Here is an 11628-nt window from a genome sequence, read left to right as displayed (position 1 = left end):
CTGCCCGCTCTGTGACCGGCGAGCGGTGATGCCCGTCCAGGCGCGAGCGGTCGCGGTCGTCGCGGCCGGGGGAGCACTCGGTGCGGTTGCGCGTTACGGCCTGTCCGCGGCGTTCCCCGGCGTGTGGACGATCGCTGCGATCAACATCGGGGGCTCGTTGCTGCTGGGCATTCTCGCCGCGATGGTCGGTCCGGACCGGTTGTGGCGGTTGTTCCTCGGCATCGGTGTGCTCGGTGGTTTCACCACGTTCTCGACGTTCGCGGTCGACGCGGTGCGCAATCCGGCAGTCGCGGCGGCCTATGTGGCGATCACGCTCACCGGCGCACTGATCGCGGCGCGGTGCGGAATGGCCGTCGGCGAGAGATGGCACCGGCGGCGGGCAGCGCGGTGACCGTGTTGTTCGTCGCACTGGGTGGCGGAGCAGGGGCGGTGGTCCGTTACCTGGCGGGCCGGTACATCCGGTCGTACCGCAGTGTTCCGGTCGCGACGCTCACGGTGAACGTGTTCGGGTGCGCCCTGCTCGGAGCGTTGTCCGGGGCCGCTGCACTGTCCCCGGATCTGTTCGCGCTGCTCGGTTCCGGTTTCTGCGGTGGCCTCACGACGTATTCGACGTTCGCGGTCGAAGCCGTCGGTCTCACCCGGATCCGACGGCCGCTCACCGGTATCGGTTACGTCGTCGTCAGCGTCGTCGCCGGGCTTGCCGCGGCGTGGGGTGGGTACATCCTTACTGCCTGATTCGTGTTGTCGCGCGCGCCCGGTCGGCCCCGTGCAAGATGAGAGCGACCACGATGAGAGCGGCCATGACCGGAGCGGCCAGGACCGGAGAGACAGTGCCGTCGACGAGGAGGACCCCATGGTGCACGAACGAGCAGGACAACCGGCGGAACCCGGCGACCTCGAGGACCTCGCGCATCTGGTCACCGCCTATTACACCGTCCAGCCCGATCCGCAGGATCCGCTGCAGCAGGTCGTGTTCGGAACCTCCGGACATCGGGGATCCAGCCTCGACGGCGCGTTCAACGAACAGCACATCCTCGCGACCACCCAGGCGATCGTCGAATATCGTGCCGCGCAAGGCATCACCGGGCCGTTGTTCCTCGGTCGCGACACCCACGCGTTGTCCGAGCCGGCATGGACGACCGCGCTCGAGGTGCTCGTCGCGGGCGGCGTCGAGGTCGTCGTCGACGCCCGCGACCGCTACACCCCGACCCCCGCGGTGAGCCACGCGATCCTGCAGCACAACGCCGGCACCGGACCGCGTGCCGACGGCATCGTGGTGACGCCCTCGCACAATCCGCCGCGCGACGGCGGCTTCAAGTACAACCCGCCGCACGGTGGTCCCGCCGACACCGACGCCACCTCCGTCATCGCGGCCCGCGCCAACGAGCTGCTTGCCGCCGGACTCGACGGGGTCCGTCGGGTGCCTGCGACGCACGCCCTCGCGACCGCGGGCCGGCACGACTTCCTCGCCGCCTACATCGACGACCTGCCGAACGTCGTCGATCTCGACGCGGTGCGCGAGGCCGGGGTGCGGATCGGAGCCGATCCGCTCGGCGGCGCGAGCGTCGACTACTGGGCCGCGATCGCCGAACGGCACCGCCTGGACCTGACGGTCGTCAACCCGCTCGTCGACGCGACCTGGCGGTTCATGACGCTGGACACGGACGGCAAGATCCGGATGGACTGCTCGTCGCCGAACGCGATGGCGTCGCTGATCGGGGCACGCGCGAAGTTCGACGTCGCGACCGGCAACGACGCGGACGCCGATAGGCACGGCATCGTCACCCCGGACGGTGGCCTGCTCAACCCCAATCACTACCTCGCCGTCGCCATCGACTACCTCTACGGGCACCGACCAGGCTGGCCGACCGATGCGAAGGTCGGAAAGACGCTGGTCAGTTCCTCGATGATCGATCGGGTCGCCGCCGGTCTGGGCCGCGACCTGCTCGAGGTGCCGGTCGGGTTCAAGTGGTTCGTGCCGGGTCTGCTCGACGGCAGCCTCGGGTTCGGTGGGGAGGAGAGCGCCGGCGCGTCGTTCCTCCGCAAGGACGGTTCGGTGTGGACCACCGACAAGGACGGCATCTTGCTGGCGCTGTTGGCCTCCGAGATCATCGCGGTGACCGGGCAGACCCCGTCGCAGCGGTACGCGGATCTGGCGGCCCGCTACGGAAGTCCCGCGTACGCGCGGGTCGACGCCCCGGCGGACCGCGCCCAGAAGGCGGTGCTCGCGAAGCTGTCCGCGGACCAGGTCGGCGCCACCGAGCTGGCCGGGGAGCCGATCACGGCGACGTTGACCGAGGCGCCGGGCAACGGCGCCGCGATCGGCGGACTCAAGGTCACCACGGAGAACGCGTGGTTCGCGGCCCGGCCGTCCGGCACCGAGGACGTCTACAAGATCTATGCGGAGTCCTTCCTCGGCCCCGACCATCTGAAGCAGGTCCAGGACGCCGCGCGCGAGCTGGTGTCGAGCGTGCTCGGCTGACCGGTCCTCCGGTCGTGCTCGACCGACCGGCACCTCGGTCGTGTCGTGCGCGAAGCTAACATCGGCTCATCATGCGCACACGTGACGCGGCGCTGCCGCGGGAGATCTGGGTGCTGGTCAGCGCCAGCTTCGTCATCGCCCTCGGGTTCGGGCTCGTCGCCCCGGCACTGCCGCAGTTCGCCCGCAGCTTCGACGTCGGCATCACCGCCGCGACCGTCGTCGTCTCCGCGTTCGCCGCGATGCGGCTGGCGTTCGCACCGGCCAGCGGTGCCCTCGTGCAGAAGCTGGGGGAGCGGCCCGTCTACATCACCGGCGTGCTCATCGTCGCGTTGTCCACCGGCGCGTGCGCGTTCGCGCAGAACTACTGGCAACTGCTGGTGTTCCGGGGACTCGGTGGCATCGGTTCGACGATGTTCACCGTCTCCGCGCTGGGCCTGATCATCCGGATCGCGCCGCCGGATGCGCGCGGACGCGTCTCCGGTCTGTACGCGACGAGTTTCCTGCTCGGCAACATCGGGGGACCGCTGGTCGGCGGTGCCCTGGTCGGCTTCGGTCTGCGGGTTCCGTTCGTGATCTACGCGGTCGCGCTACTGGTGGCCGCTGCCGTCGTCGGTATCAGCCTGCGCGGATCCGCGCTCGCCGCACCGGCCGCGGCCGACGGTGCCCCGACGCTGCGGCTGCGCGACGCACTGCGTGTGCCGATCTTCCGCGCGGCCCTGGGATCGAACTTCGCCAACGGATGGGCAGTGTTCGGGGTGCGGGTCGCGATGATGCCGCTGTTCGTCGTCGAGGTCCTGCAGCGCGACGCGTCCCTCGCGGGCGTGGCGCTGACGGTGTTCGCGGTCGGCAACGCCCTCGTGCTCATGTCGTCCGGTCGCCTGTCCGACCGCTACGGTCGGCGGCCGTTCGTGCTGATCGGGCTGTTGGTGTGCGGTGCAGCCACTATCGGGATGGGCCTGACCGACAACCTTCCGCTGTTCTTCGTCACCTCTCTCGTCGCCGGGATCGGCTCCGGACTGCTCGGCCCGCCGCAGCAGGCCGCCGTCGCCGACGTCGTGGGCAGCAAGGCGCGTGGCGGTCCGGTGCTGGCGGCGTTCCAGATGACCGCCGACGTCGGATCTGTGGTCGGGCCGGTCGTCGGTGGCCTGCTCGCGGAGCACCTGTCCTATGGGGTCGCGTTCACGGTGACCGGCGCGATTCTGCTCGCCGCGGCGCTGCCGTGGGCGCTGCTCGCGCGCACCGCACCGGCCGGCGTGGTGACCGAACCGGTGGTGACCAACGACATACGCCGTTGAGCCCGCGCTCGGTACTCTCGACGAGGTGTGGATTCGCATCGTCAGCCTGATCGCCCGGCTCGGCCTGGCCGCCGTATGGCTGGTCTCCGGGTGGATCAAGTTCTCCGATCCCACCCAGACGATCGTCGCCGTCCGGGCCTACCAACTGCTGCCCGAGGACTTCGTGCGCCCGGTCGCGGCCGGGCTGCCGATGCTCGAACTCGTGCTCGGCCTGCTGCTGCTCATCGGCCTGGCGGTACGTCCGGTCGCCGCGGTCGGCGCCGTCGTGCTCGTCACCCTGATCGCCGCGATCCTGTCGGCGTGGGCGCGGGGACTGTCCATCGACTGCGGTTGCTTCGGCGGCGGCGGTGTCGCGGACGTCGACAGCTGGGACTATGCCCGCGAAATCCTGCGTGACCTCGGGTTCCTTGCCCTGTCCGCCTGGCTGATCGTGTTCCCGCGCAGTCCTGTGGCGCTGGGACCGGGCTCACGCGCGTCCTCAGCTACCGCTCAGCCCGCGATGGCAGAGTGAGATCCCGTCAGTAGTCCCCGAGAAGCGAAGGGCAGCAACCGTGAGCGCGAAAAAGGTCAAGCCGGTCAAGTATTCGCCGGAGCCGACGTCGAGCAAGTCCACCTTGATCCTCGGTGGCCTGGCCGTCCTCGTCATCGCCGCGCTCGTCATCGGCGGTGTGCTGTGGCAGTCCAACAGCGGCAAGGCCCGCAACGAGGGATACGGCGGCGTGCAGAACTCCGCGGTGCAGGTCACGGTCGAGGACAACGGCGTCGCCCTGCTCGGCCGGCCCGACGCGGCGACCACCATCGACCTGTTCGAGGACCCGATGTGCCCGTATTGCGGTGAGCTCGAGCACAAGCACGGTCAGGAACTGGCCCAGGCGATCGACGACGGCCGGGTCGCCGTGCGCTACAACATGCTCGCGTTCCTCGATCAACTCTCCGCCAGCGGCGACTACTCGACCCGCGCGGTCGCAGCGCTGCAGTGCGTCGCGCAGAGCGGCGACGCCATCGCGTACTCGGCGTTCCATTCCGCGCTGATGTCCCCGGACAACCAACCCGCCGAGCGCGGCGACAGCGACCACAGCAACGAGGATCTCGCGCAGATGGCACGTGACGCCGGCGTCTCCGACGAGGCGGCGCAGTGCATCGCCGACGGCGCCCGGGTCGAGCAGGCCCGCGCCGACGCCGAGGCCGGCCGGCAGTTGCTCGCCACGACCGGTGCCGCCGGCACCCCCGCCGTCGTTCACAACGGCATCGTGATCGACGCCTTCGGCAACGAGAACTGGGTCGCCGAACTCGGCTGACGACTCGCGGTGATGTCGGGAGACGATCCCGGCATCACCGCGCTGACCAGCCGATTTGTTGACGCCGAGCGCGATGGTGTAGCTTTCTTTCAGCGCGAGGGGCTCGCCCCCGGACGCGAAGCAAGGAACTGAATACGGGGCTATGGCGCAGCTGGTAGCGCACCACACTGGCAGTGTGGGGGTCAGGGGTTCGAGTCCCCTTAGCTCCACTTCCGACTACAGGCGAGAGTTCACACTCTCGCCTGTAGTCTTGAGAAGAGGTAGACAAGTTCACAAGGGGCTATGGCGCAGCTGGTAGCGCACCACACTGGCAGTGTGGGGGTCAGGGGTTCGAGTCCCCTTAGCTCCACAGTTCTCGCAACGAATCCCTCCGACATGTGTCGGAGGGATTTTTCGTCGGACCCGTTCGATTCCGCGGGCCCCGTCAGGGCCGAGCCGGCGCGAGCTTGGCGTCGTATCCGACGACGACCGTGTCGGATACGCGAGTCGGACCATGTACGCCGCCTCGCGATAGCGCAGACAGGCATAGGCAACTTCGGAGACGGCCGCCAACGCACTGACACCGACGGCTCCGGCGAGCCCCGGACGAGGACGCCCGCATTGATTCCCGGCGCCGCTGCCCACGCGCGGCTGCGTCCCTGAGAGGCAGCGGTACGCAATACCAGGGGTCGCGTCGAGTATCTGCCGTGACGGTGATCAATGCGGCAACGAGGACGAAGGGCAGGACGGACGAACCGAGCATCGGTTGATGCTCGAAGATCGATTCCCTGATCCGCCCCATCTTCCACGCTGAATGTCGGACCCCTTCGCTATGGTTCGAACATGCTTTCGAACCTGGTGGGGGGTGCGGTGGTCGAGGCGCGGCTGGCCGCCCTCGACACCGCGGTCGACGGCCTGCTCGGCGACGACCTGTCGGGCCTGTCGGACGACGACATCGTCGCCGTCCTGCAACGCCTGGAAACCTCCCTGCGCAAGGCCTCGGCGGTCGGGCACCGCCTGATCGTCGAGACCACCGAGCGCATGATCCCGGGCCATCTCGGCTGCCGCTCGGTCAACGACTTTCTGGTCGGCACCCTGCGGATCTCCGCCGCGGATGCGGCGCGGCGGGTCGAGGGCGCCAAGAAGGTCGGCACCTGGCATTGCCTCGACGGTGAGGACCTCGAACCCGAACTGCCCGCCACGGCAGTCGCGGCGCGTTCCGGTGCGATCGGACCGGAGCATGTCGCGGCGGTGGCGAAGGTGATGCGGAAGGTGCCGCACGGGGTCGGGTTCGACGAGATCACCGTCGCGGAGCAGATCCTGGCGGATGCGGCGTGTTCGGTCACCCCCGACGATCTCGTGAAACTCGGTGCGCATCTGCTCGCGTACCTGAATCCGGACGGGGACGTGCCCGACGAGAAGGAACGCAGGCGGCGTCGCGGTCTGCGGATCGGCAAGCAGGGTGTCGATCTCATGACCCCGATCTCCGGACTCATCGATCCCGAGACCCGCGCACTGCTCGAACCGGTGCTGGCGAAACTCGCCCGCCCGGGCATGAACAACCCGGACGATCCCGAATCACCGTCCGGTGATGTCGAATCCGAGGCCCTCGACCGGGATGCTCTGGCGAAGGCCGCGGCCCGCGACACCCGCACCGCGGTGCAGCGCAACCACGACGCGTTGAAGGTCGCCCTGCGGCAGTTGTTGTCGTCGGGGGTGCTGGGCAGCCATCGGGGGTTGCCGGTGACGGCGATCCTGACCATGACCGTCACGCAGCTCGAGGAAGCGACCGGTGTCGTGACCACCGCCTCCGGTGGGTTGGTGCCGATCCGGGACGCGTTGCGGATCGCAGAACGCGCGCATCCGGTGCTGGCGATCTTCGATCACCACGGCCGGCCGCTGCACCTCGGCCGCGCGAAGCGTTTGGCGTCGGCCGATCAGCGCCTCGCGTTGATCGCCGCCTCGGGTGGTTGCACCCGGCCGGGTTGCGATGCGCCGGCCACCTTGACGGCGGTGCATCACATCACCGAATGGAGGGACGGCGGTCGCACCGACATCGGCAACGAGGACCTGGCGTGCGACGCCTGCCACGCGCTGGTGCACGACGGGCCCGGCGGCTGGGAAACCCGCGTCGCACCGGCAATCTCCGAGCACCCGGGCCGTACGGAATGGATTCCACCGCCGCACATCGACCCCGAGCAAAGACCGCGGGTCAACCACCGCCATCACCTCGGCGATCTGCTGTCGGCGGCGTTGGCGCACTACCGTACCCGCCGCGAAACCGAGCTGCGCGAACACCGACAGCGGTGGATGCAGGAACCTACCGGAGATGTCGACACCGGAGAGGTTCCGTAGTGACAGGTCCGTGGCCGCCGGAAAGGCGTCTCACCCGTTCTGTGCAATGCGCGCGGCACGTTCCTCGGCATGGAACTCCCACGGCGCCTGAGGCAGCACCTCGCCCGTTTCCAGCAGCGTCTTGAGGTTGGCGAGCACGGCCGGCCAGCCTTCGCCGATCGCGTGCAGATCGTCGGCGTTCTGCAGTTTCCGGTGCACGACCGTGAGTTTGACGATGTCGCGGTGCGGTTCGATCTCGAAGGTCACGACGCTCGGCTCGAAGTCCGGGTCGTCGACGCGGGCGGGATCGTCGAAACCGAACGTCAGGCGCCGGGGGCGGTCGGCCTCGATCACCCGGCCCGCGCAGTCCGCGATGCCCGAACCGTCGGTGCGGACGTGCTCGACCGTGCTGCCCGGCGTCCAGTCGGAGATCTGGGCGTGCCCCCAGTAGCGGGCGGTCAGGTCGGCGTCGGTGAGTGCGTGCCACACGTCCTCGGCGGTGGCGCGGATGTAGGTGGTGTAGACGTAGTCGGGAATCGTGTGGGCGTCTGTCGAGGTCATCGCGAGCTCCTCTGCGCGGCGAGTGATCGCGTCCAGGGCGAGCACCCGGGGTTCGTCGAACTTCGAGATCCAGCGCTTCCGGATCTCGTGGATGGGAACAGGATTCGGGTAGTGCAGCTTGCGGCGGCCGTCCCGGATCGTGGTCACCAGATTCGCAAGCTCGAGAAGTTCCAGGTGGCGGCTGACCGATTGGCGGCGCATGTCGAGGCCGTCGCACAACTCGCCCAGGGTGCTTCCCGGATGCGCGCGCAGCGAATCGAGGAGGCTGCGGCGGGTGGGGTCGGCGAGGGCCTTGAACACCGCGTCCTCATCCACACCTCCAATATGCAGCCGATCGGCTGCATATGTCAATGCTTGCCGTAGAGCCGATCGATCACGTCCGCGAACCGCTCGAGGACCGTGGCACGCAGCGGCGCGCCGGTCTCGTCCCGATCGCCGGCGCCGAGCGGCCGATCCACGATCGCGACCCGCCGGATGCGTTCCCATCTGTTCAGCTCGCCGTTGAGCTGCTCGACGGCCGCGTGCACCTCGGCGCCGTGGTCGCCGGGAAAGATCAGACCGACGCAGTGGGAGCGACCCTCGCCGACCACCACGATCTCCGCGCCCGGACACAACGCGCGGAATCGTTCGGCGATCGCGTTCGGCGCCACGTACTTTCCGGTGGTCGTCTTGAACACGTCCTTCTTGCGGCCACGCATCGAGACGAATCCGTCAGCGTCGATCGTCGCGCAGTCGCCGGTGTGGAACCAGCCGTCGTCGTCGAGCGCGGCCGCGGTCGCCGCCGGATCGGCGTGATAGCCCGTCATCAGGGACGGACCGCGGATGAGAAGTTCGCAGTCGTCGGCGATCCGGATCTCGGTGCCCGGCAACGGAAGACCCACCGAGCCCGGCTTGTGCGCGTCGGGACGGTTGACGCACACGGGCCCGGCGGTCTCGGTGATGCCGTATCCCTCGAACACCGGGACGCCGAGATCCTCGAATCGTTTCGCGAGGTCGCGCGGCAACCGTGCCGACCCCGAGATGAGAAACCGCAGCCTGCCGCCGAGCGCCGACGTGTCCGCCGCGGCGGCGGCGCCGATCTTCGCGAGCACGTGCGGCACGGACCCGAGGAACGTCGGGCGCACCGACCGCAGGTTCTCCACGACCCGATCCGCCCGGCCGTCCACCGCGGTGGGCAGGCCCACCTGCATCGCCACGAACAGCAACGCCCGGCCGAACACGTGCGACAGCGGAAGCCACAGCAACTGCAGGTCCCGCGGGCCGATCATGCCCACCTCCGCCATGGCCCGCGCCGTGTACGCGACCGCGCCGTGCGACAGGATCGCGCCCTTCGCGCTTCCGTCGTCGCAGGCGGTGTAGATCAGGCACGCGGCCGAGTCGGGGGTGACCTCCGCGATCCGGGCGTCGACAGCATCCGGTTCGGTACCGAGCAGCGCATCACCGTCCGCCGCGAGTTCGGCGAGCCGGTCGATGTGCAGCACGTGGGCGTCCACACCCCGGTCGGTGACGGTCAGCGCCGCGTCGCAGTGCCGTGCCAGGCCGCGGACCTCGTCGTCGCGGGTCGGGGCGTACACCGGCACCGAGACCGCGCCCGCGCACGCGACCGCGAGATCGGCGAGGATCGCCCGATAGCTGGTGGCCGCGCGTATCGCGACCCGGGCGCCCGGCGCGACACCCCGTGCGACGAGCCCGGCCGCGAGGGTCGTGACGCGCGAACCGACCTCCGCCCACGTCACACTCGCCCAGCCGCCGGTGTCCGGGAATCGGTAGGCCTCGCTGTCCGGAGTGTCTGCGACCCGGTCGAACAGCAGGCGGGGCACAGTGCCACGCGCAGCGTCGTCGTGTGCTGCGGACCCCACGGGCACCTCCTGGTTCCTGCTCCGAAATCGTAGCCGCCGGTGCGCGGCAGCGGGCAGAGTGCCGGTCCCCGATATCGTGTGGCGGTGAGCACGACGAACCCCGAAGCCGGCCCCCTGATCACCGCGCTGCGCGACGTGCTGGTCGGCCCGCTCACCGACATCGGCCAGCGCTTCTCGGCGCTGCTCACCGATCTCGTCGCGCACGACGCGCTCATCGTCTTCACCCGGGAATGCACGGGCCGGCCGCGGAAGGTCGCGGGCGACCCCGCTGTCGTGGACCGGGTGACGATTGCCGAACTCGACCGTGTCCGAAGCGAACTCGTCGCCGGTCAGATCAGGCGCAGCGCCGCCGTGATCGGCGGCCGCAGCCGGGAGGTGTGCGCGATCCTCGACCGCACCGACACGCTTCTCGTGCTCGTGCCGCGCGGATCATGGCCGCCGGCGCAACGATTCGAGCTCGTCCGGGCGCTGTTCACCGTCGTCGCGACCGGGATCCAGCTCCAGGTGCAGGAAGCGAGCCCGGCCTATCTCGCCGAGTCGCGCGCGGCGTCCACGGAACGGGCACGCACGGTCGCCGAACTCACCGAGGCGCACGCCGTGACGCTCGAGACGATCCTCGCGACGCTCCGGTCGAACGATCTCGACGACACCCGCGCCCGCACGACCGCCCGGGAGACGGCGACGAACGCGTTGATCGGACTGCGCTCGGCGGTGGATCGTCACCGCGAATTCGCGGAGGAGGCCATGACCACCGCGTTCGCCAGAATGCACGGTGAACTGCGCGGGCTGGTTCGGCACCGGCCGTTGACGCTGGAGATGGCCGAACCCTCGGCGCACGGCCGCGGGATGCCCGGTGAGGTCGCGCACGCGGCACGGGCCGTCGCACGCGGCGCGGTGCTCGCGCTCGCGGAACAGCCCGCGGTCACGCGGATCCGGGTGGCGTGGCACTGCGACGGGGAGAGCCTGTCCATCGACATCCGCGACGACGGAGACGGCGAGCTCGACGCCGCCGAACTCGGGCGCCAGCTCCGTGATCGGGTCGAAACCCTCGGTGGCAGTATCGAATCCGAGGCCACACCCGGCTGGGGCTGCCGGGTCGCGGCGCGGCTGCCGCTGGATCTGGCGGCGCCCTCGCCGGGTGGTCCGGCTCTCGACGCACTCGCCGAACTCGGTCCGCGCGAGGTCGAGGTGCTCGAACACCTCGTCGCGGGCCGGCGGAACAAGGCGATCGCCGAACGGCTCGGCGTCAGCGAGTCGACCGTGAAATTCCATGTGGCGAGCGTGCTCAGGAAGCTCGGGGCCGGCAGCCGTGGCGAGGCTGCGGCGCTCGGCGCGGAGGCAGGGGTCAAAGCCGCGCTGTAGGCCGCGTTCGACGAGAACGCTCAGCGGTGCAGGGCCGCCCAGCGCCGCGCGCGGCCGGCCGCGTTGGTGCGGGCCCGGCGTTCGGTTTCGGACAGCCCACCCCACACGCCGTAGGGCTCGCCGACGGACAAGGCGTGCTCGCGGCACATCTCCAGTACGGGGCATCCGGCGCAGACGAGCTTGGCGCGCAGTTCGCGCTGCTCGCGGGCGTGGCCGCGTTCGCCGTCGGGGTGGAAGAACGCCGACGACTCGAATCCGCGGCAGGCTGCGTCGCGTTGCCAGTCCCACACGTCGGTGTGGGGACGGGGAAGGGTCACCGTGTTGACGATCGACATTGCACTCCTCGGGGGCCGGGGGCGAACGTGAATCCGACGTTAGCCGAACTTAGAACTGCACACAACACCACTTAGGTATTTTTGAGGACAAAGTTCGATCTGGTCTTTCGAGTAGGTCGATCC

General features: G+C 69.6%; 11 protein-coding genes and 2 tRNA genes. 10 read left to right on the top strand and 3 right to left on the bottom strand.

Annotation, left to right across the window (positions count from 1 at the left end):
- Positions 1-28: 28 nt before the first annotated feature.
- The 9 genes from ACN675_RS06190 (at position 29) to ACN675_RS06150 (ending at position 7409) form a co-directional block, all read left to right on the top strand.
- Positions 29-391 (top strand): fluoride efflux transporter FluC, encoded by a 363-nt coding sequence (locus ACN675_RS06190; RefSeq protein WP_420750023.1) that lies wholly within the window; start codon positions 29-31, stop codon positions 389-391.
- A complete protein-coding gene (crcB, locus tag ACN675_RS06185) occupies positions 388-735 on the top strand; it encodes a fluoride efflux transporter CrcB (protein WP_420750057.1) in 348 nt (115 codons plus the stop codon). The genes ACN675_RS06190 and crcB overlap by 4 nt, the downstream gene beginning before the upstream one ends.
- A 118-nt stretch (positions 736-853) precedes the next feature.
- Complete coding sequence (pgm, locus tag ACN675_RS06180; RefSeq protein ID WP_420750022.1) at positions 854-2482, top strand: phosphoglucomutase (alpha-D-glucose-1,6-bisphosphate-dependent); 1629 nt, start codon at positions 854-856, stop codon at positions 2480-2482.
- A gap of 71 nt (positions 2483-2553) precedes the next feature.
- On the top strand, positions 2554-3777 hold the full coding sequence (locus tag ACN675_RS06175) for an MFS transporter (RefSeq protein ID WP_420750021.1): 1224 nt from the start codon (positions 2554-2556) through the stop codon (positions 3775-3777).
- A 25-nt stretch (positions 3778-3802) separates the two neighbouring features.
- Positions 3803-4288 carry a MauE/DoxX family redox-associated membrane protein gene (locus tag ACN675_RS06170; protein WP_420750020.1) on the top strand — a complete coding sequence of 162 codons (486 nt, stop codon included), beginning with the start codon at positions 3803-3805 and terminating at the stop codon, positions 4286-4288.
- A gap of 40 nt (positions 4289-4328) precedes the next feature.
- Entirely contained in the window at positions 4329-5075 is a 747-nt protein-coding gene (locus ACN675_RS06165; protein ID WP_420750019.1) for a DsbA family protein, read from the top strand.
- Between the two features lie 136 nt (positions 5076-5211).
- A tRNA-Ala gene (locus ACN675_RS06160) sits at positions 5212-5284 on the top strand.
- Between the two features lie 67 nt (positions 5285-5351).
- Positions 5352-5424: transfer RNA gene (locus tag ACN675_RS06155), tRNA-Ala, on the top strand.
- A 473-nt stretch (positions 5425-5897) separates the two neighbouring features.
- On the top strand, positions 5898-7409 hold the full coding sequence (locus ACN675_RS06150; protein ID WP_420750018.1) for a DUF222 domain-containing protein: 1512 nt from the start codon (positions 5898-5900) through the stop codon (positions 7407-7409).
- Between the two features lie 30 nt (positions 7410-7439).
- On the opposite strand, the gene ACN675_RS06145 is transcribed toward ACN675_RS06150, so the two are convergent.
- On the bottom strand, positions 7440-8264 hold the full coding sequence (locus ACN675_RS06145; protein ID WP_420750017.1) for an ArsR/SmtB family transcription factor: 825 nt from the start codon (positions 8262-8264) through the stop codon (positions 7440-7442).
- A 32-nt stretch (positions 8265-8296) separates the two neighbouring features.
- Entirely contained in the window at positions 8297-9808 is a 1512-nt protein-coding gene (locus tag ACN675_RS06140) for an AMP-dependent synthetase/ligase (protein ID WP_420750016.1), read from the bottom strand.
- Between the two features lie 84 nt (positions 9809-9892).
- Here ACN675_RS06140 and ACN675_RS06135 point away from each other — a divergent pair, with 84 nt between their 5' ends.
- Complete coding sequence (locus ACN675_RS06135) at positions 9893-11170, top strand: LuxR C-terminal-related transcriptional regulator (protein ID WP_420750015.1); 1278 nt, start codon at positions 9893-9895, stop codon at positions 11168-11170.
- A gap of 20 nt (positions 11171-11190) precedes the next feature.
- Here the strand turns inward: ACN675_RS06135 and ACN675_RS06130 are convergent, their stop codons facing one another.
- Positions 11191-11505: a WhiB family transcriptional regulator gene (locus tag ACN675_RS06130; RefSeq protein WP_420750014.1), complete on the bottom strand. Its 315-nt coding sequence runs from the start codon at positions 11503-11505 to the stop codon at positions 11191-11193.
- Between the last annotated feature and the right edge of the window lie 123 nt (positions 11506-11628).

This window comes from Rhodococcus sp. O3 (assembly GCF_048897285.1).
Lineage (GTDB): Bacteria > Actinomycetota > Actinomycetes > Mycobacteriales > Mycobacteriaceae > Rhodococcus.
The sequence above is the reverse complement of the archived record's forward strand: the minus strand, read 5'-3'. Positions and strand labels throughout refer to the sequence as shown.

Excerpts from the sequence above, each read along its gene's own strand:
- ACN675_RS06130 (WP_420750014.1), bottom strand. The coding sequence starts at position 11,505 with ATGTCGATCGTCAACACGGTGACCCTTCCCCGTCCCCACACCGACGTG.
- ACN675_RS06150 (WP_420750018.1), top strand. The coding sequence starts at position 5,898 with ATGCTTTCGAACCTGGTGGGGGGTGCGGTGGTCGAGGCGCGGCTGGCC.
- pgm (WP_420750022.1), top strand. The coding sequence starts at position 854 with ATGGTGCACGAACGAGCAGGACAACCGGCGGAACCCGGCGACCTCGAG.
- ACN675_RS06175 (WP_420750021.1), top strand. The coding sequence starts at position 2,554 with ATGCGCACACGTGACGCGGCGCTGCCGCGGGAGATCTGGGTGCTGGTC.
- ACN675_RS06190 (WP_420750023.1), top strand. The coding sequence starts at position 29 with ATGCCCGTCCAGGCGCGAGCGGTCGCGGTCGTCGCGGCCGGGGGAGCA.